General features: G+C 70.2%; 25 protein-coding genes and 1 tRNA gene. 19 read left to right on the top strand and 7 right to left on the bottom strand.

What is annotated here, in order from left to right; translation table 11 throughout:
• Positions 1-52: 52 nt before the first annotated feature.
• On the top strand, positions 53-1,009 hold the full coding sequence (locus ELI80_RS05795) for a CorA family divalent cation transporter (protein ID WP_136650154.1): 957 nt from the start codon (positions 53-55) through the stop codon (positions 1,007-1,009).
• A 145-nt stretch (positions 1,010-1,154) separates the two neighbouring features.
• Positions 1,155-2,192 (top strand): DUF475 domain-containing protein, encoded by a 1,038-nt coding sequence (locus ELI80_RS05800; protein WP_201740560.1) that lies wholly within the window; start codon positions 1,155-1,157, stop codon positions 2,190-2,192.
• 68 nt (positions 2,193-2,260) lie between these two features.
• Here ELI80_RS05800 and ELI80_RS05805 read toward each other — a convergent pair whose 3' ends face one another.
• Complete coding sequence (locus ELI80_RS05805; protein WP_136650156.1) at positions 2,261-2,461, bottom strand: CsbD family protein; 201 nt, start codon at positions 2,459-2,461, stop codon at positions 2,261-2,263.
• A 129-nt stretch (positions 2,462-2,590) separates the two neighbouring features.
• On the opposite strand from ELI80_RS05805, the gene hisD reads away from it, so the two are divergent.
• The 4 genes from hisD (at position 2,591) to ELI80_RS05825 (ending at position 6,739) form a co-directional block, all read left to right on the top strand.
• A complete protein-coding gene (gene hisD, locus ELI80_RS05810) occupies positions 2,591-3,904 on the top strand; it encodes a histidinol dehydrogenase (RefSeq protein WP_136650157.1) in 1,314 nt (437 codons plus the stop codon).
• Positions 3,901-4,377, top strand: a complete 477-nt coding sequence (locus ELI80_RS05815; RefSeq protein WP_136650158.1) for a UPF0262 family protein — start codon at positions 3,901-3,903, stop codon at positions 4,375-4,377. The genes hisD and ELI80_RS05815 overlap by 4 nt, the downstream gene beginning before the upstream one ends.
• Before the next feature lies 1 nt (position 4,378).
• Positions 4,379-4,858 carry an arsenate-mycothiol transferase ArsC gene (locus tag ELI80_RS05820; protein ID WP_136650159.1) on the top strand — a complete coding sequence of 160 codons (480 nt, stop codon included), beginning with the start codon at positions 4,379-4,381 and terminating at the stop codon, positions 4,856-4,858.
• Positions 4,859-4,966: 108 nt separating this feature from the next.
• Positions 4,967-6,739, top strand: coding sequence for a methyl-accepting chemotaxis protein (locus ELI80_RS05825; RefSeq protein ID WP_136650160.1), 1,773 nt, complete (start codon positions 4,967-4,969; stop codon positions 6,737-6,739).
• A gap of 123 nt (positions 6,740-6,862) precedes the next feature.
• On the opposite strand, the gene hisH is transcribed toward ELI80_RS05825, so the two are convergent.
• From hisH to ELI80_RS05845, 4 genes are all read right to left on the bottom strand, one after another.
• Positions 6,863-7,501: an imidazole glycerol phosphate synthase subunit HisH gene (hisH, locus tag ELI80_RS05830; RefSeq protein ID WP_136650161.1), complete on the bottom strand. Its 639-nt coding sequence runs from the start codon at positions 7,499-7,501 to the stop codon at positions 6,863-6,865.
• Positions 7,501-8,088 carry an imidazoleglycerol-phosphate dehydratase HisB gene (hisB, locus tag ELI80_RS05835; RefSeq protein WP_136650162.1) on the bottom strand — a complete coding sequence of 196 codons (588 nt, stop codon included), beginning with the start codon at positions 8,086-8,088 and terminating at the stop codon, positions 7,501-7,503. The genes hisH and hisB overlap by 1 nt, the downstream gene beginning before the upstream one ends.
• Positions 8,089-8,159: 71 nt before the next feature.
• Positions 8,160-9,476 (bottom strand): GT-B fold glycosyltransferase domain-containing protein, encoded by a 1,317-nt coding sequence (locus tag ELI80_RS05840; protein ID WP_328592233.1) that lies wholly within the window; start codon positions 9,474-9,476, stop codon positions 8,160-8,162.
• Between the two features lie 69 nt (positions 9,477-9,545).
• Positions 9,546-9,629, bottom strand: a tRNA-Tyr gene (locus ELI80_RS05845).
• Between the two features lie 127 nt (positions 9,630-9,756).
• On the opposite strand from ELI80_RS05845, the gene rlmB reads away from it, so the two are divergent.
• From rlmB to ELI80_RS05895, 10 genes are all read left to right on the top strand, one after another.
• Entirely contained in the window at positions 9,757-10,605 is an 849-nt protein-coding gene (rlmB, locus tag ELI80_RS05850) for a 23S rRNA (guanosine(2251)-2'-O)-methyltransferase RlmB (RefSeq protein WP_136650163.1), read from the top strand.
• Positions 10,606-10,684: 79 nt separating this feature from the next.
• Positions 10,685-11,143 (top strand): YHS domain-containing (seleno)protein, encoded by a 459-nt coding sequence (locus ELI80_RS05855; RefSeq protein WP_136650164.1) that lies wholly within the window; start codon positions 10,685-10,687, stop codon positions 11,141-11,143.
• A gap of 204 nt (positions 11,144-11,347) precedes the next feature.
• Positions 11,348-11,761 carry a CoA-binding protein gene (locus ELI80_RS05860; protein WP_136650165.1) on the top strand — a complete coding sequence of 138 codons (414 nt, stop codon included), beginning with the start codon at positions 11,348-11,350 and terminating at the stop codon, positions 11,759-11,761.
• 259 nt (positions 11,762-12,020) lie between these two features.
• Entirely contained in the window at positions 12,021-13,592 is a 1,572-nt protein-coding gene (locus tag ELI80_RS05865) for a 2-isopropylmalate synthase (protein ID WP_136650166.1), read from the top strand.
• Positions 13,593-13,816: 224 nt separating this feature from the next.
• On the top strand, positions 13,817-14,851 hold the full coding sequence (locus tag ELI80_RS05870) for a rod shape-determining protein (protein ID WP_136650167.1): 1,035 nt from the start codon (positions 13,817-13,819) through the stop codon (positions 14,849-14,851).
• 10 nt (positions 14,852-14,861) lie between these two features.
• A complete protein-coding gene (gene mreC / locus ELI80_RS05875) occupies positions 14,862-15,851 on the top strand; it encodes a rod shape-determining protein MreC (protein ID WP_136650168.1) in 990 nt (329 codons plus the stop codon).
• Positions 15,852-15,858: 7 nt separating this feature from the next.
• Positions 15,859-16,407: a rod shape-determining protein MreD gene (locus ELI80_RS05880; protein ID WP_136650169.1), complete on the top strand. Its 549-nt coding sequence runs from the start codon at positions 15,859-15,861 to the stop codon at positions 16,405-16,407.
• A gap of 4 nt (positions 16,408-16,411) precedes the next feature.
• Positions 16,412-18,355 (top strand): penicillin-binding protein 2, encoded by a 1,944-nt coding sequence (gene mrdA / locus ELI80_RS05885; protein WP_136650170.1) that lies wholly within the window; start codon positions 16,412-16,414, stop codon positions 18,353-18,355.
• Positions 18,355-19,497 carry a rod shape-determining protein RodA gene (gene rodA / locus ELI80_RS05890; protein ID WP_136650171.1) on the top strand — a complete coding sequence of 381 codons (1,143 nt, stop codon included), beginning with the start codon at positions 18,355-18,357 and terminating at the stop codon, positions 19,495-19,497. Before mrdA ends, rodA begins: the two co-directional genes overlap by 1 nt.
• Positions 19,498-19,499: 2 nt before the next feature.
• Complete coding sequence (locus ELI80_RS05895; protein ID WP_201740561.1) at positions 19,500-20,420, top strand: 2-hydroxyacid dehydrogenase; 921 nt, start codon at positions 19,500-19,502, stop codon at positions 20,418-20,420.
• On the opposite strand, the gene ELI80_RS05900 is transcribed toward ELI80_RS05895, so the two are convergent.
• Together ELI80_RS05900 and ELI80_RS05905 are read right to left on the bottom strand one after the other, a co-directional pair.
• On the bottom strand, positions 20,421-21,182 hold the full coding sequence (locus tag ELI80_RS05900; RefSeq protein WP_136650173.1) for an SseB family protein: 762 nt from the start codon (positions 21,180-21,182) through the stop codon (positions 20,421-20,423).
• Positions 21,179-21,748 carry a uracil-DNA glycosylase family protein gene (locus ELI80_RS05905; RefSeq protein WP_136650174.1) on the bottom strand — a complete coding sequence of 190 codons (570 nt, stop codon included), beginning with the start codon at positions 21,746-21,748 and terminating at the stop codon, positions 21,179-21,181. Before ELI80_RS05905 ends, ELI80_RS05900 begins: the two co-directional genes overlap by 4 nt.
• A gap of 219 nt (positions 21,749-21,967) precedes the next feature.
• Here ELI80_RS05905 and ELI80_RS05910 point away from each other — a divergent pair, with 219 nt between their 5' ends.
• The 3 genes from ELI80_RS05910 to kdsA are packed head-to-tail and all read left to right on the top strand — an operon-like array spanning position 21,968 to position 25,372.
• Entirely contained in the window at positions 21,968-22,621 is a 654-nt protein-coding gene (locus ELI80_RS05910) for an ABC transporter ATP-binding protein (RefSeq protein ID WP_136650175.1), read from the top strand.
• Entirely contained in the window at positions 22,605-24,515 is a 1,911-nt protein-coding gene (locus ELI80_RS05915) for a KpsE/RkpR family capsule polysaccharide export protein (protein ID WP_136650176.1), read from the top strand. Before ELI80_RS05910 ends, ELI80_RS05915 begins: the two co-directional genes overlap by 17 nt.
• Positions 24,512-25,372, top strand: a complete 861-nt coding sequence (kdsA, locus tag ELI80_RS05920; RefSeq protein ID WP_136650177.1) for a 3-deoxy-8-phosphooctulonate synthase — start codon at positions 24,512-24,514, stop codon at positions 25,370-25,372. Before ELI80_RS05915 ends, kdsA begins: the two co-directional genes overlap by 4 nt.
• The last annotated feature ends 312 nt before the right edge of the window (positions 25,373-25,684 follow it).

Raw genomic sequence — 25,684 nt, forward strand, 5'->3', positions numbered from 1 at the left:
CCGAACGCCGCGCCCCCGCTGCCGCGGCCCCGAAATCGACGGACCCGAGCCGATGCTTTACGCCCACAAGTCCCTCGGCACGAGCCTTGCGCCGCTGGCCGCCGACGAGCCGCTGGACAACGCAGTCTGGGTCGATCTCTACCGCCCTCTCGACGCGCAGATCGCGCAGGTCGAGAAGCTGGGGGTGCGCGTCCCCACGCTCGAGGACATGGAAGAGATCGAGATGTCGAACCGGATCTACCGGCAGGACGACGTCTCGCACATGACGGCGGTCCTGCCCGGGCAGCTGCCCGACGGCAAGTTCGCGGCGATGCCGGTGACCTTCATCCTGACCTCGCATCGGCTCGTGACCGTCCGGCACCACGCGCCCCGGCCATTCCACACCTACCCGCCCCGCGCAGGCCTTGCACCCACCTGCCCCGACTGCGCCGACGGCGTGTTCCTCGGGCTCGTGGACGACATCGTGGCCTATCTGGCCGACATGTCGGAAAGCGCGGGCTACGCGGTGGAACAGGTGTCGGCAGACGTGTTCGGCCCGACCGACCAGCGCCGCGCGGCGCAGCTGGAAAGCGCGCTCCAGCGCACCGGGTCGCAGGCCGAGATCATGTCGCGCGTGCGGCTGGGCCTTCTCAGCCTGGGCCGCGTGCTCGCGTTTTACAACCTGATGATGACCAGCCACAAGGGAACGCCGCTGCGCCAGAACGCCAAGGCCATCATGCGCGACATCCAGTCGCTCGAGGTGCATGCCGACTTCCTGTCGACGCGGGTCCAGCTGATCGTGGACGCCACGATGGGCATGATCAACCTGCAGCAGAACAGAACCATGCGGATCCTGTCGGTGGTCGCGGCACTGTTCCTGCCGCCCACGCTGATCGCCAGCATGTACGGCATGAACTTCGACCACATGCCCGAACTGCACTGGCGGTACGGCTTCCTGTGGGCGCTGGGGCTGATGGTCGCGTCGGCCACGGGCACCTGGCTGCTGGCGCGGGTGATGAAGTGGCTTTGACGGCGCCCCGAAGCCTCCCTGCAGGGCGGACCCGCTGGCAACAGCGCGCCGGGGCGCAGCCTGCGGGTTGCCGTCCCCGTCGGTGCGCCCTATCTGCACGCAGGCCCAGAACACAGCATTGACCAACCGGGAACGAGGGAACCGCATGCAGTCCACCTTGCAATACATGAAGTGGCCCCTGATCGTCACATTCTTGGGGCTTCTGCTGGCCGCCTTCATTGGGTGGGAGTTCTCGGGCACGATGGGGGGCATGCTGTCCTTCCTGCTGATCGGCGCGGTTCTCGCGGTGCTGGAAATCTCGCTGTCCTTCGACAACGCCATCGTGAACGCCAACAAGCTGAAGACGATGACCCCGGTCTGGCAGCGCCGCTTCCTGACCTGGGGCATCATCATCGCCGTGTTCGGGATGCGGATCGTCTTTCCGCTGCTGATCGTCGTGATCGCCGCCAAGATCGGCCCCTGGGCCGCGATCCAGCTCGCCGCCACCGACCCGCAACGCTACGCCGAGCTGATCGGCGAGGCGCACCTGCCCATCGCGGCCTTCGGCGGCGCCTTCCTGATGCTGGTGGGCCTCAGCTACTTCTTCGACGAATCCAAGGAGATCGATTGGATCGCCGGGGTCGAGCGCCAGCTTCGCAAGGCCGGCAGCATCCGCGGGATGGCAGTCGGCTTCGTCCTGATCTTCGTGGTGCTGTTCACCATCTTGCTGCCCGTCGAGGAAGAAGCGCGCTTCATGTTCGCGGCCCTCTGGGGAATCATCACCTACCTCGCCGTCGATGCGCTGGGGCATGTGCTGGACCGCTGGGGACAGGCGACGGCGGCCGCCGGGCAGGCGGGGCTGGGCGCGTTCCTGTATCTCGAGGTGCTGGACGCGTCGTTCAGCTTCGACGGGGTGATCGGGGCGTTCGCTCTGACGCAGAACCTGTTCCTGATCGCGATCGGCTTGGGGATCGGCGCCATGTACGTGCGTTCCATGACCGTGATGCTGGTGGAACGCGGGACCCTGGCCGAGTTCCGGTACCTCGAGCACGGCGCGTTCTGGTCGATCCTGATCCTGTCGGTGGTGATGTTCGCCCAAAGCATGTGGCACATCCCCGAGGTGTTCACGGGCTTGGGCGGCGCCTTCGTGATCGGCCTGTCGCTTCTGTCGTCGCTGCGCTGGAACCGCCGCAATCCGGCGTGACGGGCGCCGGTCCCCGGAACGACTAAGGGCGCCCCGGGGGGCGCCCTTTTCACGTCTGAAATCCGGGATCAGCCGTGACGGCGGACGAAGTCGTTCAGCTTTTCGTCCGCATCGGCCTTGGCCCAGCCGTAGCGTTCCTGCAGCTTGCCCGACAGCTTGTCGGCATCGCCTTCGGTCGCGGCGATATCGTCGTCGGTCAGATCGCCCCACTCCTGCTTGACGGAACCCTTGACCTGGTCCCACTTGCCCTTGATGACATCCCAGTTCATTGCAAGCCTCCTTCGGATTGTCGTTCGGGATCATAACTCTCCATGATCATACGGGTTCCGGCCGCGCTTGCGCTTGAGCGGGCCGGCCCCTGCCGCTAACAGGGGCAAACCGCAGGAAAGGCCGCGTTGATGCCGGTGACACTTTCGACAGCCGAGCCCGATTTCGAACCCCGCTTCGCCGCGCTGCTGGCGGCCAAGCGCGAGGATTCGGCGGATGTCGGCGACGTGGTCGCGGCGATCATCGACGACGTGCGGCAGCGCGGCGACGCGGCGCTGGTGGAACTGACGGCGCGGTTCGACCGGGTGACGCTGACGCCGGAGGAGCTGCGCTTCAGCCGGGCCGAGATCGACGCGGCCGCCGACCGCGTGGCGCCCGCCGACGCGGCCGCGCTCGACCTCGCGGCACAGCGGATCCGCGCCTACCACGAACGACAGCTGCCCGCGGAAGAGCGCTGGACGGACCCGGTCGGGGCCGAGCTCGGCTGGCGCTGGTCGCCCGTGTCGGCCGCGGGCCTGTATGTCCCCGGCGGGCAGGCGAGCTATCCGTCGTCGGTCCTGATGAACGCCGTTCCCGCCCGCGTCGCGGGCGTCGGAAGGCTGGTCGTGTGCGTGCCCACGCCCGGCGGCGAGGTGAACCCGCTCGTCATGCGCGCCTGCCGGATCGCTGGCGTGGACGAGATCTACCGCGTGGGCGGTGCCCAGGCGATCGCCGCCATGGCCTACGGCACCGCCACGATCCGCCCCGTGGACAAGATCACCGGCCCCGGCAACGCCTATGTCGCCGCCGCCAAGGCGCGCGTCTTCGGCCGCGTCGGCGTCGACATGATCGCGGGCCCGTCCGAGGTTCTGATCATCGCGGACGGCGCGCAGGATCCCGACTGGCTCGCGCTCGACCTGCTGGCGCAGGCCGAACACGACGCCGACGCGCAGTCGATCCTGATGACCCCCGACGTGGACCTTGCCCGCAGGGTGGCCGATGCGGTCGAGCGGCTGATCCCCACCCTGCCCCGCGCCGCCATCGCCGCGGCAAGCTGGCGCGACCACGGCGCGATCATCGTGACCCGCGACCTGGCCGAGGCCGCCGGCCTCAGCGACCGGATCGCGCCCGAGCACCTCGAACTGTGCGTGGACGACCCCGAGGCGCTTGCCGCCCGCTGCCGCCACGCGGGCGCCATCTTCATGGGGGGCTGGACGCCCGAGGCTGCGGGCGATTATGTCAGCGGACCGAACCACGTCCTGCCGACGGCGCGGTCGGCCCGGTTCTCGTCGGGACTTTCCGTCATGGACTTCCTGAAGCGCACGACCCTGTCGCGGATGACGCCCACGGCGCTTGGCGCCATCGGACCCGCGGCCGCGGCCCTGGCCATGGCCGAGGGGCTCGGCGCGCACGCCCGGTCGGTCCAGGCGCGGCTCGACCGCCTCAACGAAGGGCGCACGGCATGACCCGGCTGATCCGCATCGACATCGACGACAGCGCGCTGCCCCCCGCCACGCCGGAGATGGAGCAGGAACGCCGCGTGGCGATCTTCGACCTGCTCGAGGACAACAGCTTCGCCCTTCCCGGCCGCGAGGGCATGCAGGCCCCGCCCGGCCCCTATGCGCTGCATCTGGCCGTGCGCGACGGCCGACTCGTGTTCGAGATCGCGACCGACGGCGGCGACCCGGTGGCCGAGTTCCACCTTGCGATGGGCCCGTTCCGCCAGGCGGTGAAGGACTATTCCCAGATCTGCGGCAGCTATTTCGAGGCGGTCCGCAAACTGCCCACGGCCCAGATCGAGGCGATCGACATGGCCCGCCGCGGCATCCACAACGAGGGCGCGCGCACGCTGATGGAGCGGCTGGACGGCAAGGCCTGCGTCGACATCGACACCGCACGGCGGCTGTTCACGCTGGTCTGCGCGCTGGTCCCCGGCTGACATGACGGACGGGTTTCCAAGCTCGGTCCTGTTCTGCTGCGATCACAACGCCATCCGCTCGCCCATGGCCGAGGGGCTGATGAAGAAGCTCTACGGCCGGCGCGCCTACGTCCAGTCGGCCGGCGTCCGCAACGACATGGAGATCGACGGCTTCGCGGTCGCGGTCTGCAGTGAGATGGGGGTCGAGCTGTCGCGCCACCGCTCGCGCAGCTTCGCCGAGATGCGCGAATGGGGTGACGACCTGGGCCAGTTCGACCTGATCGTGGCGCTGACGCCCGCGAGCCAGCGGCAGGCGCTGGAGCTGACCAGCAACGCCCATGTCGACGTGGAATACTGGCCGATCATGGACCCGACGGGCCTGGCCGAGGGGCGCGAGGCGCAGCTCGCGGCCTATCGCGCGACCCGCGACCAGATCCATGACCGGATGGTCGGCCGGTTCGGGCCGCCATCCGCGCCCGCCTCGTCCGGCGCGGCCGCTTGACGGCATTTTACGGGCTTTCCCCGCTTCCTCCCGTCGCGGGCCGCGCCCGCTAACCCCGCCTTAAGGGAATTGCGCCTAGATCGTCTGCACGCAGCAAAGGGGCGTCGCATGACCGAGACCACGTTCACCCATACCGACGCCGGCCAGACCCTGGCCGCGATCGACGCAAGCCAGTGCGTCATGATCTATTCGCCCGATGGCCGGATCGTCGCCGCCAACAGCCGCGCGCTTGCGCTGTGCGGCTTCGCGCGCGAAGACCTGATCGGTCGCCCGCATTCCATCCTCGTCGACCCGAACGATCGTGACGAGGCAGCGGCGGCAGAGTTCTGGGCGCGGCTCAGGGCGGGCGAAACAACCATCGGCGAATACCGCCGCGTCGCGCAGGACGGCGCCCCGTTCTGGATCAGCGCCATGCACGCGCCGGTCCGCGGCAGCGACGGCAGCGTCGCGCAGGTCGTCATGTGCGGCATCGACATCACCGCCTCCCGGTCGGACGAACAGGTCGCGCGGTCCAAGCTGAACGCGCTCGACCGGGCGCAGGCGCTGATCGAGTTTTCGCCGCGCGGCGAGATCCTGCACGCCAACGACAACTTCCTTGCGCTGCTCGGCTACCGCCTCGAGGAGTGCGTCGGCCGCCATCACCGCATGTTCATTCCCCCGGCCGAAACGAACCTGGAACAGTCGGTGGAGTTCTGGGCCCAGCTCGCCCAGGGTCAGAACCGCACGGGCGAATTCAAGCGCGTCCGCCAGGACGGCACGCCCGTCTGGATCAACGGAAGCTACGCGCCGGTGCGGGACGACAAGGGCCGGATCGTGTCCGTCATCAAGCTTGCGCTCGACGTGTCGGCGCGGCGGATGGCGCTGGACGAGCTGGTCGAGGGGCTGGCCGCGCTCGCCGGCGCCGACCTGACCTTCAGGATGGCCAAGGGGACGGACGACGAGTTCACGCAGGTGCGCGCGAAATTCAACACCATGCTGGCGGCGATGCGCGAACTGGTGGGCGAGGTGCGCAGCCGCACCAACGCCATGAACACCGAGGCCGAGGCGATCGCGCTGGCCGCGGGCGAACTCGCGCGCCGGGGCGAAGGGCAGGCCGCCTCGATGGAACAGACCGCGGCGGCCGTCGACCAGATCTCGGGCAACATCTCGATGACCAGCCAGTCGGCGCGCGAGGCAGACGCCGCGGCGCGGAACGCGCTTCAGGTGGTCCTCAAGGGCGCCGACGTCGTGGCGCAGGCGATCGCCGCGATCGAACGGATCGACGAGCACACCAAGAGGATGGGCGAGTTCACGCGCGTGATCGAAGGGTTCGCGTTCCAGACCAACCTTCTTTCGATCAACGCGGCGGTCGAGGCCGCGCGCGCGGGCGAGGTCGGGCGCGGCTTCGCGGTGGTCGCGAACGAGGTCCGCAACCTCGCCCAGCAGTCCGCCAAGGCGTCCCAGAACATCGCCGACCTGATCGGGAAAAGCGAGACCGACGTCCGCGCCGGCGTGAAGCTGGTCCGCGACGCCGGCACCTCGCTGGACCAGATCCAGTCCGCGGTCGGCGGGGTGGTGCAGAACATCACCGGCATCGCCCACGCGACCACCGAACAGTCCCACGGCGTGCGCGAGGTGTCCGAGGCGCTGTCCCAGCTCGACCGCGTGAACCAGGCCAATCTCTCGATGTCCGAACAGTACGCGGCCGCCGCCGGGGCTCTGTCGACCCAGGTCGAGGAGCTGGGCCAGATGATGGACATGTTCCGCACCTCGGACACGGTCCCGCCGGCGCGCCACGCCACCCTGGCCGACACCCGCCCGCACGATCCTCGCACGTCCAACCCCAGCCTGTCCGACCCCCGCCTGTCAGACCCCCGCCGGCCCGAAGGTCGCGCCGCCTGACGTGCGGACCATCCGAACGAACAGGCCGGGCTTCCCCCAAAGGGGGCCCGGCCCCTGCGCCTCGGCAGACGCCGGTCGGCGCTGATCGCGTCGCGTCCCGCGGGCGTCCCGGTCGCCCGGACCTCAGGGCCGCCAGCCGAGGAAGTTCCTGATGATCCGCAGTCCGACCTGCTGCGACTTCTCGGGATGGAACTGGGTTCCCACGATGTTGTCGCGTCCCACGACCGCCGTGACGGTGCCGCCATAATCGACCGATGCCAGAAGCGTGTCGGGGTCGGACGGGACGAACTGCCAGCCATGCACGAAATAGGCGTGGTCGCCCGTCGCGATCCCGTCCAGCACCGGGTGCGGAGAGACGATCGCGAGATCGTTCCAGCCCATGTGCGGCACCTTCAGGGCTGCGTCGCGGGGCTCGATCGCGCGGATCTCGCCGCCGATCCAGCCCAGCCCCGGCGTCGGTTCGTGCTCGAAGCCGCGGTCGGCCAGCATCTGCATGCCGACGCAGATCCCCATGAACGGAACGCCGCGGCGCAGGACCGCGTCCGCCAGCGCCTCGTGCAGGCCCGGTTGCGCCTCGAACGCCGCGCGGCAGGACGGAAAGGCGCCGTCGCCCGGCAGCACGATCCGGTCGGCGCGCAGGACGGCGTCCGGGTCGGCCGTGACCTCGATCGACGACACGCCCGCGTCACGCCCCATCAGCGCAAAGGCCTTCTGCGCCGAATGCAGGTTGCCGCTGCCGTAGTCGATCAGCACCAGCCGCATCAGAGCGCACCCTTCGTGGACGGCAGCCGCCCTTCCATCCGCGGGTCGGGCTCGACCGCCTCGCGCAGCGCACGCGCAAGGGCCTTGAACGCGGCCTCGGCGACGTGGTGGGCGTTCTCGCCCCGGATCAGGTCCACGTGCATCGTGATGCCGCCGTGGACCGCCAGGGCCTGGAAGAACTCGCGCACCAGCTCGGTGTCGAAGCTGCCGATCTTGGCCGCCCTGAACGGCAGGTGCCAGCCGAGATACGGCCGGCCCGAAAGGTCCAGCGCCACCCGCACCAGCGCGTCGTCCATGGCGAGGTGGAAGCTGCCGTAGCGCCGGATCCCGGCCTTGTCGCCCAGCGCCTGCGTCAGCGCCTGCCCCAGCGCAATCCCGGTATCCTCGACCGTGTGATGGTCGTCAATGTGCAGGTCGCCGGTCGCCGCGATCTCGAGGTCGATCAGGGAATGCCGCGCCAGCTGGTCCAGCATGTGGTCGAAGAAGCCGACGCCGGTGCGGTTCGCGTAGGCGCCCGTTCCGTCGAGATCCAGCGTCACGGTGATGTCGGTCTCGGCGGTCTGGCGGGTGATGGTGGCGCGGCGCATCGGGGATCCTTTCGGGCTGCCGCCCGATTACAGGATCGGGCGCCGGCGCTGCAAGCCGCGCGGACCGGCCTTCAGTCGAACCAGAGCGAATTGGCCCTGAGCGTCTGCCTGATCGCCTGCTCGCGCTTCGGCAGCCGATCGCGGTCGAAGAGCGGGCGCACCAGCCGGCGCCCGTTGCCGGCAACGACCAGCTGCTGCCACGCGTCCCAGTCGGCCATCACCGGGGCGAGCTCGGGCAGGCGCGCCAGCGCCTCGACCGTCTCGACCGCGCTGTCGGGCCCGGATGCGTAGAGGAGCGGCAGCCTGCGGTAGTGCCAGGTCACGTCGCCGTCCATGCCGGCGAGTTCGGGACCGGGACGGCCGCCGCCGAGGCTATGGACCACCAGCGGCAACACGACCTGGTCGAGCCAGGGCACCAGCTCCTGCGTGGCCAGCGCCTCGCCGGGATCGTTGCGCACCTCGCGCGACCAGTCGAGGAAGCGCCGCCCGAACTCGGCCGGATCGGGGCCGCTGAACCAGCCGGCGTTGAAATAGAGATAGCGTTCCCAGTGCTCGTCGGGCTGGGCGGGGTCGAGCGACGACGCGAAGTCCAGCCCGAAACGGTCGTAAAGCGACCGCCAGATCCCCTCGTAGCCCGGCCCGTAGAGCGGCGGCTCGGGCCAGGTGCCCTCGCGCCGCATCGACGCGGTCGGGCGCGCGAAGTCGAACTGCACCCGGTCCAGTGCGCCGGTGACGACCGTGTCGCTGTCGAGAAACAGGAACGGCTCGCCCGCCGGCAGAAGGCTCAGCGCCTCGATCTTGTTGCCGTGCGGATAGGCGCGGCCGAATTCCCGCGCGTGCAGGGGCACGATGTCGGCGCCGAGCGCCTGCAGCGCCTCGCGGCTCGCGGGGGACATCCGCACGTCGCGGGTTTCCCACGCGCCCGACGGCTGCGGCTCGGCCACGATCAGGCGGCCGGCGAAGCCCGCCGCGCTGTGGCGCAGGCTCGCGGCAAGCAGGACGGCCTCGCGTTCCAGCCGGCCCGACTGGCCGATCGCGAGGATGTTGAACGGGGTGGAGGCGGCCGGGGCAGACAGCGTCCGGGGCTTTCCGGGCCAGGCCGGGCGGAACTGGACCGGGGCCGGGTGCGCGGCGGCGTCGCCTTTGCGGGCGGCCCGTGCCTCGCGGTTCGCGGCTTGCCTCGCCTCGCGCTCGGCGCGGTTGCGCTGCCGGCGCGCGGCCCGCTCGGCGGCCTTGTCTTCCGCGACGGCTTCGTCACGCTCGGCGCTTTCGGCCTGCTCGGCGCCGCCTGCCGCGACATCAACCGAAGCGGCGGCCTTGCCGGCCTGTTTACCACCATCCCCGCGGCGGCCCTTGCCATCTGTCGTGAAATCGTCGCGATCGGTCATCTGAACCTCGGGCAAGGCGCGGTGGCCGCGCGCGGGAGGTGGTTTCCGTCTCGTCACCAGCACGAAGCATGGTGGGCGACCCTGGAATCGAACCAGGCATGGGTCTCCCCGGCGGAGTTACAGTCCGCTGCCGCACCTTGCAGCACGTCGCCCGACGCCGGGGGTGATTAGCTTCGCCGGCGGGGCGGGTCAAGCGCGATTTCCGCCGCTTTGCACGGATACCTGCCGCGCGGCCCCCTGCCCCCTTGCGCTGCATCGCGCCGGCGCGCAGGAAGGCGGGATGCAGGACAAGCCCCACCCTTCCCGCGCCGCGTCGCGAAGCCCCGACAAACCGCGGACCAAAAAGCCCACGTGGGTCATCGACAAGGAACGCGCGCGCCGCGCCGCCGCGGCCGAGACGGTATGGCTGTTCGGGCTACATGCGGTGCGCGACGCGCTGGCGAACCCGGTCCGCGAGCGGTTGCGGCTGGTCCTGACCCGGAACGCCGCCGACCGCTTGGGCGGCGTCGTGGCGGATTCCGGCATGATGGCCGAAATCGTCGACGCGCGCAGCTTCGACAAGGCCGTGCCACTGGCGGGCGAAAGCGTCCACCAGGGCGCCGCGCTGGAGGTCAGGCCGCTGAGCTGGGGCGAGGTCGAGGACGTGGTGCTGGGCGGCGACCCGGACCTGCGGCCGCTGGTCGTCGCGCTGGACCGCGTGACCGACCCCCACAACGTCGGCGCCATCCTGCGTTCGGCCGAGGTGTTCGGGGCGCAGGCGGTGATCGCGCCCGCGCGCCACGCGGCGCCCGAGACCGGCGCGCTGGCCAAGACCGCTTCGGGGGCGCTGGAACGCCAGCCCTACCTGCGGATCACCAACCTTGCCGACACGCTGGTGCAGCTGAAGGGGCTGGGCTTCGTGCTGGTCGCGCTCGACGGCACCGGGGACGCGACGCTGCCGGAGCTGCTGGGCACGATCGGCACGCGTCCGGTCTGCCTCGTGCTGGGGGCCGAGGGGCCGGGCCTGCGCGACAAGACGATCGAGACCTGCGACCACGTCGCCCGGATCCCCTTCGCCGCCGATTTCGGATCGCTGAACGTATCGAACGCCGCCGCCGTCGCCCTGTACGCGGTGCGGCAGGCTCGATGACGGATCACGCCGCCGCGCGGTCGCGCCGCGCCATCGTTCACATGCGCGCGTGCGCCGTCCGGGGCCGGTTGAGATTCGCATGGTCCGGTGGCACATCCCCCGCATGACCGGATCCACCACACCCGACCGCTTCCTGCCCGCAAGATTCCTGGCGCTGCTTGCCGGCGCCGCGATGGCGGCCTCGGCCGCGTCGGCGCAGGATCTTGCCGTCGGCGGGATGGACACGGTGGAGCTTTACGTCACCGGCCGCCCGGTCCCCGGCCGCGCCGATCTGATGACGGCATGGCACGGCCACGCCTGGCTGTTCGTGTCAGAGATCAACCGCGCCACGTTCGAGGCCGATCCGCGGCGCTACGCCCCCGGTTTCGACGGGCTGTGCCCGACCGCGCTTGCCGCAGGGGCGCGGGTCGCCGGCCGGCCCGACCTGGCGGTGATGATCGGCGGTCGAGTCTACCTGTCGTCGTCCGAGGCGCGCCGGAGCGAACTGCTGGCGAACCCTGACGCCGTGCTCGCGGCGGCGCGGGACGCACGTCCCTGAGCATCCGTAAAGCCCCGCTCTCAAGAATTTCACGCGGTGTCACATCGAAGTGACAGATCTGGAACCAAACCCCGTGCATGCGCATTTAGGTCGTGAACATGACCACGGAACGGTCTTGTTCGGATCACTGTCCCTCGTTCCGCGACTAACGCCCGGCCTGCTCGTCAGTGCCGGGCTTTTTTCTGACAACACACAAGGTGCTTCATGACGACGCAAGCCGAGATCGACCGCATCGCCCGTGAAACGAAGGTCATCGCCGTCGTGGGCCTGTCGCCGCGGCCGGAACGGCCCAGCTACGGCGTGGCGCGGTTCCTGCAGGCGCGCGGGCACCGGATCGTCCCGGTCAATCCCGGGCAGGCTGGCGGGACGATCCTGGGCGAGCCGGTCTTTGCCTCTCTCTCCGCCATCCCCGACCGCGACGAAGTCGACATGATCGACATCTTCCGGCAGTCCGACGCGGTGCCCGGCATCGTGGACGAGGCGCTGGCGGTGCTGCCGAACCTGCGCACCGTCTGGATGCAGATCGGCGTCAGGCACGAGGGCGCCGCCGCAAAGGCCGAGGCGGCGGGCAAGACCGTTGTGCAGGACATGTGCCCGAAGATCGAGTTTCCGCGCTGACCGGATGGGGGCCGCCGCTGCCCCCTTCCCATCCCGTGACGTGGCGTTATAGTGCGGTCATGACCCGGACCCGTCGCATCCCGACCGCCCCCGACGCGCAATCCAGCGCGCTGACGGCCGTGAGCCTCCGCGGTCTGCTGCTTCTTACGCTGCGCTGAGCGGGTCCCCGGGCCGCCGCTCAGCAGGTCAGCGCCCGGCTTCCCGACATGATCCCGGCTTGAGCCCGGCCCCGGCCCGGCACCACCAAGGCAGCTTCTCCATGACCACCACGACCGACCGCAACCGCGTCCTGATCTTCGACACCACCCTGCGCGACGGCGAGCAATCGCCCGGCGCCACCATGTCCCACGCCGAAAAGCTGGAAATCGCCCAGATGCTCGACGAGATGGGCGTCGACATCATCGAGGCGGGCTTTCCCATCGCGTCCGAGGGCGACTTCGCCGCCGTGTCCGATATCGCCAAGGCCGCGCGGAACGCCGTGATCTGCGGCCTCGCCCGCGCGCAGATCCCCGACATCGACCGCGCGTGGGAAGCCGTGCGCCATGCGAAGCGCCCGCGCATCCATACCTTCATCGGCACCTCGCCCCTGCACCGGGCGATCCCGAACCTCGACATGGACCAGATGGCCGACCGCATCCACCAGACGGTCACGCACGCCCGCAACCTGTGCGACGACGTGCAGTGGTCGCCGATGGACGCGACGCGGACGGAACACGACTACCTGTGCCGCGTCGTCGAGATCGCGATCAGGGCCGGCGCCACGACGATCAACATTCCCGACACGGTGGGCTACACCGCGCCGCGCGAATCCGCGGCCCTGATCGCCATGCTGCTGGAGCGCGTTCCCGGCGCCGACCGCATCGTCTTCGCGACCCACTGCCACAACGACCTCGGCATGGCGACGGCGAACAGCCTGGCCGCCGTCGAGGCGGGCGCGCGGCAGGTCGAGTGCACGATCAACGGGCTGGGCGAACGTGCCGGCAACACCGCGCTGGAAGAGGTCGTGATGGCGCTGAAGGTGCGCCACGACATCATGCCCTTCACGACCGCGATCGACACGACGAAGATCATGGGCCTGTCGCGCCGGGTGAGCCAGGTGTCGGGCTTCCCGGTCCAGTTCAACAAGGCGATCGTCGGCAAGAACGCGTTCCTGCACGAATCGGGCATCCACCAGGACGGCGTCCTGAAGAACGTCGAGACGTTCGAGATCATGCGCCCCGCCGATATCGGCCTGAACGAGGCCAACATCGCGATGGGCAAGCACTCGGGCCGCGCGGCGCTGCGGGCGAAGCTCGGCGACCTCGGGTTCGAGGTGGGGGACAACCAGCTCAAGGACGTGTTCGTGCGGTTCAAGGCGCTCGCCGACCGCAAGAAGGAAGTCTACGACGACGACCTCGTGGCGCTGATGCAGGACAGCGCCGCCAACACCGACACCGACTACCTGCAGGTCCGGCACCTGCGCGTGGTCTGCGGCGGCGGCGAGCCTGCCACCGCGACCCTGACGATGATGGTGGACGAGGACGAGCAGACGGTGGAACGCCAGGGCGACGGCCCCGTCGACGCGGCGTTCGCCTGTGTCAACGCGTTGTTCCGGCATGACGCCACCCTGCAGCTTTACCAGGTCCATGCCGTCACCGAAGGCACCGACGCGCAGGCAACCGTCAGCGTCCGGCTGGAGGAGGAAGGGCGCATCGCCACCGGGCAGGCCGCCGACACCGACACGATCCTTGCGAGCGTCAAGGCCTATGTCGGCGCGCTGAACCGGCTGCGTGTGCGGCGCCAGAAGACGGCGCCCGACAGCGACACCCGGTCGATCGGGATGTTCTCGTGATCTTGGCGGGGGCGGGCCCGGCTCGCCCCTGCCGGACGATCGCGCCCGTGGCTCTACGCCTGCCGCGGCGGTGGGCCGAGCCGTCAGCAGAAACCTTGCCGCGGTTCGCCCGCAAACAGGCTTTCGCCGCGCGGGCGCAGCGCCTATAGGGGGCAACGCCTGACCGGCCGACGCCGGGGGCCACAACCAGAACAAGACGAACTACGGGCGCGAGAGGGTTTGACATGGCATTCGGCGGGCTGTTCGCAACGGACATCGCCATCGACCTGGGCACGGCGAACACGCTGGTCTACGTCAAGGGCAAGGGCATCATCCTGAACGAGCCGTCCGTCGTGGCCTACCACGTCAAGGACGGCAAGAAGCAGGTGCTGGCCGTGGGCGAGGACGCGAAGCTGATGCTCGGCCGCACCCCCGGCAGCATCGAGGCGATCCGGCCCATGCGCGACGGCGTCATCGCCGATTTCGACAGCGCCGAGGAGATGATCAAGCACTTCATCAAGAAGGTGTTCCGGCGCACGACCTTCTCGAAGCCAAAGGTGATCGTCTGCGTGCCGCATGGCGCGACGCCAGTTGAAAAGCGCGCGATCCGGCAGTCGGTCCTGTCCGCCGGCGCCCGCAAGGCCGCGCTGATCGCCGAGCCCATCGCCGCCGCGATCGGGTCGGGCATGCCCATCACCGAGCCGACGGGCAGCATGGTCGTCGACATCGGCGGCGGCACGACCGAGGTCGCCGTCCTGTCGCTCGGCGACGTCGTCTATGCCCGCAGCGTGCGGATCGGGGGCGACCGGATGGACGACGCGATCGTCAGCTACCTGCGCCGCCACCACAACCTCCTGATCGGAGAACAGACCGCCGAGAAGGTCAAGATGTCGATCGGGACCGCCCGGATGCCCGACGACGGGCGCGGCGCGACGATGCTCGTGCGCGGCCGCGACCTGCTGAACGGCGTCCCGAAAGAGATCGAGATCACCCAGGCGATGATCGCCGAGGCGCTGGTCGAGCCGGTGCAGCAGATCTGCGAAGCGGTGATGATCGCGCTGGAAGCGACGCCCCCCGACCTTGCCGCCGACATCGTCGACCGCGGCGTGATGCTGTCGGGCGGCGGCGCGATGCTGGGCGAGATGGACCTTTCGCTGCGCGAGCAGACCGGGCTGTCGATCTCGATCGCGGACCAGCCGATGAACTGCGTCGCTCTCGGCACCGGCAAGGCGCTGGAATTCGAGAAGCAGCTGCGCCACGTGATCGACTACGACAGCTGAGGCCGGGTTCATGGCGCGCAAGGGCTATGATTTCGTGGCCCCGGCCCGCCGGGTCCTGATCGCTGTCCTGGTCCTGGTCCTGCTGGCGCTGTTCCTGTTCTGGCGCATCGACGGGCCGCGCGCCGAGCGGATGCGGGCGGTCTTCATCGACCGAACCGTCCCGGGCTTCGACTGGGCCATGCGGCCGGTCACGAAGCTCAGCCAGATGATCGGCGGCTTCCAGTCCTATGCCCGGATCTACGAACAAAACCAGGAGCTGCGGCGCGAACTGCAGCGCATGTCGGCGTGGAAAGAGGCCGCGGTCCAGCTGGAACAGGAAAACGCCAAGCTGCTGGCGCAGAACAACGTGCGGATCGACCCCGCGCTGACCAGCGTGTCGGGCGTGGTGATGACCGACAGCGGCAGCGCGTTCCGGCAATCTGTGCTTCTGAACGTGGGCGCGCGCGACGGCGTGCTGGACGGCTGGGCCACGATGGACGGGCTGGGTCTGGTTGGCCGCATCGCCGGCGTCGGCCACACCACCAGCCGGGTGATGCTGCTGACCGACCCCAGTTCGCGCCTGCCGGTGCGCGTGCAGCCGTCGGGCCACCACGCGCTGCTTGCGGGCGACAACACCGCGCTGCCGGTGCTCGACTTCATCGAAAGCGCCGACGACGTGCGGCCGGGCGACCGGGTGATCTCGTCGGGCGACGGGGGCGTGTTCCCGGCGGGCCTCGTCGTGGGGCAGGCGGTGCTAGCGTCCGACGGGCGGATGCGGGTGCGGATGGCGGCGGACTACGGACGGCTCGAGTTCCTGCGCGTCCTGCGCAGCCACCCGGCCGAACAGCTGTCAGACGCGGGCACCCTGATCCCGCCGCCCCCCGACGACTTCATCGGCCCGCCGCTTCCCGCGCGGCTGCCCGTCACCGACCTGCCCGCGCCCGAGGCCGCTGCGAGCGAGGCCGCCCCCGCCGAGGCGCCCGCGCCCGACGCCGACCGCGCGCCCGCCGCGAACGACTGACGCCGCCATGATCGACCCCTACCGCCGCGGGCAGCTGACCGGGATGACGATCTACGTCATCCTGGGGCTTGCGATCCTGTTCACCCGCCTGCTGCCGCTGTCCCCCGGCCGTGTCGCCATGCCCGGCCCCGACGTGCTGCTGTGCCTCACCCTCGCCTGGGTCGCGCGCCGGCCCGACCAGGTGCCGGTCCTCGTCATCGCCGCGATGTTCATGGTCGAAAGCCTGCTGACGCTGCGGCCGCCGGGCCTGTGGCCCGCCATCGTCGTCGTGGGGACGGAAACCGCGCGGTTGCGCGAACAGCGTTGGCGCGAACAGCCGTTTCTGCTTGAATGGCTGCGGGTCGGGACGCTGGTGCTGGGGATGATGATGGCGGACAGGCTGCTGCAGGCGGCGTTCTTCGTGCCCGACGCGATGTCGCCGCGCCCGCCGCTGGGGCAGGCGCTGCTGCACGTGATCGCGACCGTCGCGGCCTATCCGCTGGTCGTCCTCGCGGCGCGCGTGGTGGCGGGGCTGCGCCGCGCGCGGCCGGGCGAAATCCACGACGCGAGGATCTGAGCGGATGCGGAAATCGTCCCGTGAGGTCGTCGAAAGCGCGCGGTCCATCAGCCGCCGCGGGCTGATGCTCGGCGCGATCCAGGCCGCGGTGGTCGGGACGCTGGGCTGGCGGCTGAAGTCGATGCAGCTCGACCGGGCGGACGAGTTCCGGCTGCTGAGCGACGGAAACTCGATCAAGCTGCGGCTGCTGCCGCCCGCGCGCGGGCTGATCCACGACCGCAACGGCGTGCTGCTGGCCGGGAACGAACAGAACTACCGCGTCACCATCACGCGCGAGGAAGCCGGCGACGTGAGCGCGGTCGTGGCCCGGCTGCGCCACCTGATCCCGATGACCGACACCTCGGTCGCGGCGCTCATGGCCGAGATCGACCGCCGCAGCGCCATCACCCCCGTCAGCGTGGCCGACCGTCTGACCTGGGAACAGTTCGCCTCGATCGCCGTCAACGCCCCCGCGCTGCCCGGCGTCACGCCGGAATCGGGACTGTCGCGCGGCTATCCGCGCGGCGGCGACTTCGCGCATGTGCTGGGCTACGTCGGCCCGGTGTCGGACTACGACCTGTCCAAGATCGAAAACCCCGACCCGGTGCTGATGCTGCCCGAGTTCCAGCTGGGCAAGGTCGGCGTCGAGGCGAAGCTCGAGACCGTCCTGCGCGGCAAGGCCGGCACCCGGCGGGTCGAGGTCAACAGCGCCGGGCGCGAGATGCGCGAACTGGGCCGGATCGAGGGCGAGCAGGGCGCGACCGTCCAGATGACGCTGGACGCGGGCCTTCAGAACTTCGCGATCCAGCGGCTGGGCGGGGAATCGGCGGCGGCCGTCGTCATCGACGTGCAGACCGGCGACATTCTGACGATCGCGTCCTCGCCCGTCTTCGATCCGAACATGTTCGTGCGGGGGATCACCAGCAGCGACTATACGGCGCTGATGAACCACGACCACCGGCCGCTCGCGGACAAGACGGTGCAGGGGCTTTACCCGCCCGGTTCGACCTTCAAGATGGTCACGCTTCTGGCGGGGCTCGAAGCCGGCGTCATCAACGGCGGCTCGCGCTTCTACTGTCCCGGTCACCTGCAGATCGCGGGGCGGCGCTTCCACTGCTGGAGCAGGGGCGGCCACGGCTCGATGGACCCGGTGCAGAGCCTCGAGCATTCGTGCGACGTGTTCTACTATGAACTCGCGCAGCGCGTGGGCATCGACCGCATCGCAGAGATGGCGCGCAGGCTGGGGATCGGGGTTCGCCACGACCTGCCGATGTCCGCGGTGGCCGAGGGGATCGCGCCCGACCGGGCGTGGAAGCGCGCCCGGCACGACGAGGAATGGCAGGTGGGCGATTCCATCAACGCCTCCATCGGGCAGGGCTACGTGCTGGCGTCGCCGCTGCAGCTGGCGATCATGACGGCGCGGGTGGCATCGGGCCGCGCGGTCGAGCCGCGGCTGGTGCGGGCCGTCGACGGGGTGGCGCAGGCCGTGCCGGATTTCCCCGATCTCGGGATCGATCCCGCGAACCTCAGGATCGCGCGGGCGGGGATGGACGCGGTGATGAACGGCAGTCGCGGCACCGCCGCCCGGTCGCGGATTCTCGCGCCGGAATGGCGCATGGCGGGCAAGACCGGCACCAGCCAGGTCCGCAACATCACCGCGGCCGAGCGGGCGCGCGGCGTGATCTCGAACGAGCAGCTGCCATGGGCGCGGCGCGACCACGCGCTGTTCGTCTGCTACGCCCCGTTCGAGGCGCCGCGCTACGCGGTGTCGGTCGTGGTCGAACATGGCGGCGGCGGCTCGGCGGTGGCCGCGCCCATCGCCCGCGACATCCTGCTGTTCGCGCTCGCAGGCGGGCTGCCGCCCCTCGACGCCTATCCCCCCGCCGCGCGCGCCGCCGTCGAGGAGACCTGGGCGAAGATGCAGCTCGACACGCCCGAGCCGCCGCAGCTGGCAAGGGTGCGCGCCTGATGACCTATCTCGACTACAAGGTGGCGCAGGCCCCGACCGGCTGGCGCAAGATCCTGCACCTGAACTGGCCGCTGGTGTTCCTGCTGGCGTCGGTGGCGTCGGCGGGGTTCCTGATGCTGTATTCGGTCTCGGGCGGGCGCCCGCACCTGTGGGCCGAGCCGCAGATCGAGCGCTTCGCCGTCGGCATGGTCGCGATGATCGCGCTCGCCTTTGCGCCGATCTGGTTCTGGCGGTCCATATCGGTCCCGGCCTACGTCGTCTGCTGCATCATGCTGCTGGCGGTGGACCTCGTCGGGCATATCGGCATGGGCGCGCAGCGGTGGCTGGACCTCGGCCCGATCAAGCTGCAGCCGTCCGAGCTGACCAAGATCGCGCTCGTCCTGATCCTCGCCGCCTATTACGACTGGCTCGACATGGACCGGATCTCGCGCCCGGTGTGGGTGCTGATCCCGCTGGTGCTGATCCTGCTGCCGACCGCGCTGGTGCTCAAGCAGCCGGACCTCGGGACCTCGGTGATGCTGGTCGCGGGCGGCGGGATCATGATGTTCGCGGCCGGCGTCAGCCTGTGGTACTTCGCGGCCGTGATCGGAGCCGTGGCCGGGCTGGTGTTCGCCGTGCTGGAAAGCCGCGGGACGGACTGGCAGCTGCTCCACGACTACCAGTACCGACGGATCGACACCTTCCTCGACCCGTCCAGCGACCCGCTGGGTGCGGGCTACAACATCACCCAGGCGCAGATCGCGCTGGGGTCGGGCGGCTGGTCGGGGCGCGGCTTCATGCAGGGCACGCAGAGTCGGCTGAACTTCCTGCCCGAAAAGCACACCGACTTCATCTTCACCACCCTGGCCGAGGAGTTCGGCTTCGTCGGCACGATGACGCTGCTCACGCTCTATGCGCTGATCCTCGCCTTCTGCCTCCATTCCGCGCTGACCAACCGGGATCGCTTCGGAAGCCTGCTGACCGTCGGCGTCGGCGGCACGTTCTTCCTGTATTTCGCGGTCAACATGTCGATGGTGATGGGGCTGATGCCGGTCGTGGGCGTGCCGCTGCCGCTGGTGAGCTATGGGGGGACGCAGCTGATGATCCTGCTGATGGCGTTCGGGATCGTGCAATCGGCCCACGTCAACCGCGTGAGGGGGTGACGATGCGCGTCCTTTTCGCCGCGCCGTCGAAGGGCTGGGACAACTGGGCCCCGCACCTGCGCGCCGCCTGCCCCGAGATGGAGCTTCTGCAGGACGGCGAGCCCGGCAGCTTCGACGCGCTCATCTACGCGCCGGGCTACCCGGAAAGCGGCGAGCCGCTGGACTTCACCCCCTTCACCCGCGCCCGGCTGGTCCAGAGCCTGTGGGCGGGGGTGGAAAGGATCGTGGGCAATCCCACCCTCACGCAGCCGCTGTGCCGGATGGTCGATCCGGGGCTGCAGGCGGGGATGGTGGAATACTGCCTCGGCTGGACCATGCGCGCGCATCTGGGCATGGACGGCTACGCGCAGGACGGCGTCTGGCGCAATCCGATAGTCCCGCCGCTCGCGCCCGAGCGGCGCGTCACGGTGCTGGGCACCGGGGCGCTGGGGGGCGCGGTCGCGCGGGCGCTGAAGGCGATGGGCTTCGACGTCGCGGGCTGGTCCGCCTCGGGCCGTGCCGTCGAGGGGATGGAGGTGCTGCCCGGCGCCGACCTTCACGCGGCGCTGGCGCGGGCCGAGATCCTCGTGTCGCTGCTGCCCGACACGCCCGGGACGCGCGACCTGCTGGATGCCGGAACGCTGGCGCTGCTCCCTTCGGGCGCGACCATCATCAACCCCGGCCGCGGCACGCTGATCGTCGAGGACGACCTCCTGGCGGCGCTGGATCGCGGGCAGGTGGGCATGGCCGTGCTGGACGTGTTCCGGACCGAACCGCTTCCGCCCGAGCACCCGTTCTGGGCCCATCCGCGCGTCGTCGTGACCCCCCATATCGCGGCCGACACGCGCCCGTCGACGGCCGCGCCTATCGTCGCCGAGAACCTGCGCCGGGCGATGGACGGCCGCCCGCTTCTGCACCTCGTCGATCGCGCGCGCGGCTATTGACTACCAGCGCAGGCGCGGCGGCCGGTCGACGGCGGGCGCGGGTTCCGGCTCGGGCTGCGGCTTGCGGCTGAGTTCCAGCCGCAGCGCGCCGGGCGGCAGCGGCAGGGCCTCGAACGTGACGTCGAGCCCGCCCTCAACGGGCGGAAGGAACGCCACGAGTTCGGCCACCGATTTCGCGATCGACGCCTGTTCATCGGGCGCCGCACCCGAGATCACCAGCAGGTGCCCGGCCGCTCCGTCGGTCCAGTCCGCACCCGCGAGCGCGGCGCCGGACAGGATCTCGCCCATGTCCGCCAGCCTGGCGGCGAGCGGTCCCGACAGCGCGTCTACCACCCCCGGATCCGGCGCGCGCAGCGCCGCCGGACGCGCCTGTGCCTCGTCGGGGCGCTGCGCCAGCGCGCGTTCCAGCCACGCCAGCGAGCCCGCGTCGAGCAGCATCTGCGAAGGCCGCCCCGGGTTGACCAGGACCGCGCGCCCCTCGGCGGCCAGCGCCCCCGCAAGCACGCGGCCCGGCATCGCGGCATGGGCGACCGGGCCGCCGACGAAGGCCGCGAGTTCCGCCGCGTCGTCGCAGGCAAGCGCCGCGCCGGTGCCGTCCAGATCGAACAGCATCAGGTCGGCCACGTCGCCCTGCGGATCGGCGGACAGCGCGACGAAAAGCTCGGTATCGGCAAGCTGGCGCAGGACGGCGGCGCGGGCGGCGGCGTCCGCCTCGTGGAAGGGGACCGCGCACAGGCGGTCGAGGGCGGTCGGTCGGGTCACAGCAGCTCGGCCAGGGTGCGGCGCAGTTCGGGGACCAGCTCCGCCTCGAACCACGGATTGCGTTTCAGCCACCCGGTATTGCGCCAGGACGGGTGAGGCAAGGGGAACACCGCCGGGGCGTGGTCGCGCCAGGACCGCACCGCCTGCGTGACGCCCGCCATGCCGAGATGCCACCGCATCGCGTGGCCGCCGATCAGCAGCGTGACGCGCGGCTGCAGATCGGCCAGCACCCGCGCCCGCCACGTCGCGGCGCACAGGGGCGGCGGCGGCAGGTCCGACCCCTTCGCGTCGTAGCCCGGAAAGCAGAACGCCATGGGCACGATCGCCACGCGCGAGCGGTCGTAGAACGTCGCCTCGTCGACGCCCATCCAGTCCCGCAGCCGCCGCCCCGACGCGTCGGTGAAGGGCCGCCCGGACCCGTGGACGCGCAGCCCCGGCGCCTGGCTTGCGACCAACACCCTCGCGCCGGGGGCGAACCACGCCACGGGGCGCGGCGCGTGGGCGGTGGCGGTCGTGCGGAACCGCTCCGCGCACAGGCGGCAGGCGGTGATTTCATCCTGGATCATCCTCGGCAGATAGGCACCCGCCCGGCCGGAAAAAACCCTGCATTCTCACGATCCGCGGCACGGCGATGGACAGGGATGCGCGGCCGCCGTATGTTCCGGGCCGAAGCCGGGGCGCTTCGCGGCCCAGGCGCCGCGTCCCGGCAGGATCGTCATAGCCGTTCGACCACGGGCCAACACCCGGGGGTGCGCGGCCCCCGGGGCGCTGGTGCCGCATCTTTCATGCTTGAATTCGACAACGTCTCGAAGTCCTTCTGGACCGGATCGCAACGCAAGGTGATCCTCGACCAAGCCTCGTTCCGGGTGGAACTGGGGCAGTCGATGGGCATCCTGGCGCCGAACGGAACGGGCAAGACGACGATCATCAACATGATGTGCGGGCTGGAACAGCCCGACGAAGGCACCGTCCGCCGCAGCTGCCGGGTGTCGTTCCCGCTGGGCTTCATGGGGGGCGTCGCGCCGAAGCTCTCGGCCAACGAGAACGCGCGCTACATCGCCCGGATCTACGGCCTGGACCCCGACTACATCGAGGCGTTCTGCCGCTGGATGTGCGACCTGGGCGAATACTTCGACCAGCCGGTGGCGACCTACAGCGCCGGGATGAAGGCGCGGCTGAACTTCGCGCTGCTGCTGGCGCTGGAGTTCGACATCTACCTGATCGACGAGGGCATGCCGGCCACCACCGACGTGAACTTCAACCGCAAGGCGGGCGGCGTGCTGTTCGACCGGCTCAAGACCTCGACGGTCGTTGTCGTGTCCCACCAGCCCGCAACGCTTGAAAAATTCTGCCGGACGGCCGCGGTGCTGCGGGACGGCCGGCTCTACATGTTCGAGACGCTCGACGAGGCGAAGCAATATTATGACTACTCCTCCTAAGGCCCGCCTCTACCGGTTGAGCCGCGACGAATCGGTCCTGGCCCGCGCGCGGGGCGACCGTCCCGCACCTCCGCCCCCCGCGCCGGAGAACCCGGCGGCAGGCGTGCGGGTGGAGCTTCTGCGCGGCAAGACGGCGCGGGCGCAGCAGACTGGCGAACAGGCGGCGCAGCGGCAGGCCGCGCCGGCGGCGCAGACCCCGCAGGCCAGGGGTCCGCAGCCCGTCGGCCCGCAGCCCGGTGCCGCGCAGGCTGGTCCGGCGCAGGCCGGTGCCGCGCAGGCCAGTCCCGCGCAGGCCGGCCCCGCGCCCCAACCTAGCGACAGCCTTTTCGCGCCCGCGGCCGACGGGTTCGAGGGAATGGCGTTCCCCGGCTCGGCCGCCGTTCCCAAATCGCCCGCGCCGCCCGCGGGTGCGGACGCGCCGCCGGTCCACACCGTCGAGTCCGTCAGGGCCGAGAACCTGACCCAGCGGCAGCTTCGCATGGCGTCGCGGATCGCGGCGATGAACAGGATCGAGGTCGCGTCCGACATCGACGCCGTCATCAAGCTGCGGGAACGCGGCATCGACCCGTTCCACCGCGATTCGGTGGGGAAGGTCCTGTCCCGCGAAGGCGCCCGCGCCCGCAGCGCACCCGCAGCCAACACGCCGGCCCTGGCGCCGCAGAACATGCCCGCGCGCACCGCCAGGCGCGAGATCGCGCCGCTCGCGCCGCCCGCCCTGCCCTCGCGCGAGGATCTGACCGAGGATCGCCGCGCGGCCGAGATCATGCGGATCCAGCGCGATCTGGCCCGCCGCCGCCGCTGGCGGCTGACGATGCTGACCCTGCGGCTCGCCGCGCTCGTGCTGCTGCCGACGATCATCGCGGGCTGGTACTATTTCGCCGTGGCGACCCCGCTCTACGCGACCAAGTCGCAGTTCCTGATCCAGCAGGCCGATACCGGCGGCGCGCTGGGAGGCGGCGGGCTTCTTGGCGGCAGTCAGCTTGCCACCAACCCCGACAGCGTATCGGTGCAGAGCTATCTCAGCTCGCGCGCCGCGATGCTGCGACTGGACGAGGACAAGGGCTTCAAGCGCGCGTTCCAGGACCCTTCGATCGACCCGATCCTGCGCCTGCCGCCCGACGCGTCGAACGAGGCTGCCTACAAGGTCTACCAGAACATGGTGAAGATCGGCTACGATCCGACCGAGGGCGTCATCAACCTCGAAGTGATCTCTCCCGATCCGGGGCTGAGCCAGGAATTCACGCTCGCGCTGATCAGCTATGCCGAGGGGCAGGTCGACCAGATGTCGGCGCGGCTGCGTTCCGACCAGATGGAGGGAGCGAGCGCCAGCTATGCCGACGCCGAGGCCAAGGTGCTCGAGGCGCAGAACCGCGTCCAGGCGCTGCAGGAAAGGATGGGCGTCCTCGACCCTGTTGCAGAAGGCTCGGCGGTCATGTCGCAGGTCACCCGGCTGGAAGGCGAGCTGACCGAGAAGCGGCTGGAACTGGGCCAGCTCCAGGCCAACGCGCGCCCGAACCAGAGCCGGGTCGCCGGCGTGCAGGGCGACATCCAGCGGCTGGAGCAGATGATCGAAGAGACTCGGAGCCAGCTGACCGAGGACACCACGATCCGCGCCTCGCTCGCCTCGATCTCGGGCGAGATCCGGATTGCGGAAAGCGACCTTCAAACGCGGCAGGCGCTGCTGTCCAGCGCGGCCGAGCAGATGGAGACGGCGCGGATCGAGGCCAACAAGCAGGTCCGCTACCTGTCGCTGTCGCTGCCGCCGGTGGCGCCCGACAGCCCCACCTATCCGAAGGCGTTCCAGAACACGTTCGTGGCGTTCCTCATCTTTTCGGCCATCTATCTGATGCTGTCGCTGACCGCGTCGATCCTGCGCGAACAGGTATCCTCATGACCTCCACCCCTGCAAACCCGCCCCCACGGCACGTCGCCGCGCGCGGCGCGACCTTCGGAAATGACCTGCCGCTGGTGCTGATCGCAGGCCCGTGCCAGCTGGAAACGCTGGACCACGCGCTGTCGATCGCCGAGCCGCTGGCGGCAGCCTGCGACCGCAGCGGCGCCGGGTTCGTGTTCAAGGCCAGCTATGACAAGGCCAACCGCACCTCGCTGTCGGGCAGGCGCGGCGTCGGCATGGACGAGGGGCTGGCCATGCTGGAAGCCGTGCGCGACCGCATCGGCTGCCCGGTCCTGACCGACGTTCACGACGTGGCCCAGGCGACCGCTGCCGCCGCCGTGATCGACATCATCCAGATCCCCGCGTTCCTCAGCCGCCAGACCGACCTGCTGCTGGCCGCGGGCCGGTCGGGCGCGGTGGTCAACATCAAGAAGGGCCAGTTCCTCGCGCCCTGGGACATGCCCAACGTGGCCGACAAGGTCGCGTCCACCGGCAACCGGAACATCCTGCTGACCGAGCGCGGCGCGAGCTTCGGCTACAACACGCTGGTCGCCGACATGCGGTCGCTGCCGATCATGGCGGCGACCGGCTACCCCGTCATCATGGACGCGACCCATTCGGTCCAGCAGCCGGGCGGGATGGGCGGGTCATCGGGCGGACAGCGCGAGTTCGCGCCGGTCATGGCGCGGGCGGCGGTGGCGCTGGGCGTTGCCGGCGTCTTCATCGAGACGCACGAGGATCCGGACCGGGCGCCGTCGGACGGCCCGAACATGATCCACCTGGACCGGATGCCCGCGCTGATCGACAGCCTGATGGCTTTTGATAGGCTGGCCAAATCCGACCCGGTGATGGGCTGACGCCGGGCGGCACGTTGCTGGCACCGGCGCGCCCAGCGCGTCGTGGAGGTCGTCAGCCCCTTCCGGACGGTCCGGAACACTGCCGGCTCGCCGGCGTTGCCAATGGTCGGCCAGATTCATGCCGCGCGCTGCGCCGGACAGGGCGCTCGCGTTCCTGCACTCAACTCAAAGGCGTCGCAGTCCGCATCTGGAATCGGCTCGGCACCGGCGCGTTCCGCCTGTGGCAACCTCACCAGACGCATCGCTGCCTGGGCACATGCAGTTGTCGCTCTCATGTCCGACGCACTTCGCAGGCTGTTGCCGCTTGATCCT

Origin of the sequence: Paracoccus aeridis, assembly GCF_004923205.2 — a bacterium.
In the GTDB taxonomy this organism is placed as follows: Bacteria; Pseudomonadota; Alphaproteobacteria; order Rhodobacterales; family Rhodobacteraceae; genus Paracoccus; species Paracoccus aeridis.

Bases quoted from the DNA above. Each gene is read 5' to 3' on its own strand.
- ELI80_RS05915 (WP_136650176.1), top strand. From the start codon at position 22,605: ATGACTACTCCTCCTAAGGCCCGCCTCTACCGGTTGAGCCGCGACGAA.
- hisD (WP_136650157.1), top strand. From the start codon at position 2,591: ATGCCGGTGACACTTTCGACAGCCGAGCCCGATTTCGAACCCCGCTTC.
- rodA (WP_136650171.1), top strand. From the start codon at position 18,355: ATGACCTATCTCGACTACAAGGTGGCGCAGGCCCCGACCGGCTGGCGC.
- ELI80_RS05865 (WP_136650166.1), top strand. From the start codon at position 12,021: ATGACCACCACGACCGACCGCAACCGCGTCCTGATCTTCGACACCACC.
- mrdA (WP_136650170.1), top strand. From the start codon at position 16,412: ATGCGGAAATCGTCCCGTGAGGTCGTCGAAAGCGCGCGGTCCATCAGC.
- ELI80_RS05895 (WP_201740561.1), top strand. From the start codon at position 19,500: ATGCGCGTCCTTTTCGCCGCGCCGTCGAAGGGCTGGGACAACTGGGCC.
- ELI80_RS05825 (WP_136650160.1), top strand. From the start codon at position 4,967: ATGACCGAGACCACGTTCACCCATACCGACGCCGGCCAGACCCTGGCC.
- ELI80_RS05820 (WP_136650159.1), top strand. From the start codon at position 4,379: ATGACGGACGGGTTTCCAAGCTCGGTCCTGTTCTGCTGCGATCACAAC.
- mreC (WP_136650168.1), top strand. From the start codon at position 14,862: ATGGCGCGCAAGGGCTATGATTTCGTGGCCCCGGCCCGCCGGGTCCTG.
- ELI80_RS05840 (WP_328592233.1), bottom strand. From the start codon at position 9,476: ATGACCGATCGCGACGATTTCACGACAGATGGCAAGGGCCGCCGCGGG.
- kdsA (WP_136650177.1), top strand. From the start codon at position 24,512: ATGACCTCCACCCCTGCAAACCCGCCCCCACGGCACGTCGCCGCGCGC.
- ELI80_RS05795 (WP_136650154.1), top strand. From the start codon at position 53: ATGCTTTACGCCCACAAGTCCCTCGGCACGAGCCTTGCGCCGCTGGCC.
- ELI80_RS05905 (WP_136650174.1), bottom strand. From the start codon at position 21,748: ATGATCCAGGATGAAATCACCGCCTGCCGCCTGTGCGCGGAGCGGTTC.
- hisH (WP_136650161.1), bottom strand. From the start codon at position 7,501: ATGCGGCTGGTGCTGATCGACTACGGCAGCGGCAACCTGCATTCGGCG.
- ELI80_RS05860 (WP_136650165.1), top strand. From the start codon at position 11,348: ATGACGACGCAAGCCGAGATCGACCGCATCGCCCGTGAAACGAAGGTC.
- ELI80_RS05815 (WP_136650158.1), top strand. From the start codon at position 3,901: ATGACCCGGCTGATCCGCATCGACATCGACGACAGCGCGCTGCCCCCC.
- hisB (WP_136650162.1), bottom strand. From the start codon at position 8,088: ATGCGCCGCGCCACCATCACCCGCCAGACCGCCGAGACCGACATCACC.
- ELI80_RS05805 (WP_136650156.1), bottom strand. From the start codon at position 2,461: ATGAACTGGGATGTCATCAAGGGCAAGTGGGACCAGGTCAAGGGTTCC.
- ELI80_RS05800 (WP_201740560.1), top strand. From the start codon at position 1,155: ATGCAGTCCACCTTGCAATACATGAAGTGGCCCCTGATCGTCACATTC.
- ELI80_RS05910 (WP_136650175.1), top strand. From the start codon at position 21,968: ATGCTTGAATTCGACAACGTCTCGAAGTCCTTCTGGACCGGATCGCAA.
- ELI80_RS05880 (WP_136650169.1), top strand. From the start codon at position 15,859: ATGATCGACCCCTACCGCCGCGGGCAGCTGACCGGGATGACGATCTAC.
- rlmB (WP_136650163.1), top strand. From the start codon at position 9,757: ATGCAGGACAAGCCCCACCCTTCCCGCGCCGCGTCGCGAAGCCCCGAC.
- ELI80_RS05870 (WP_136650167.1), top strand. From the start codon at position 13,817: ATGGCATTCGGCGGGCTGTTCGCAACGGACATCGCCATCGACCTGGGC.
- ELI80_RS05855 (WP_136650164.1), top strand. From the start codon at position 10,685: ATGGTCCGGTGGCACATCCCCCGCATGACCGGATCCACCACACCCGAC.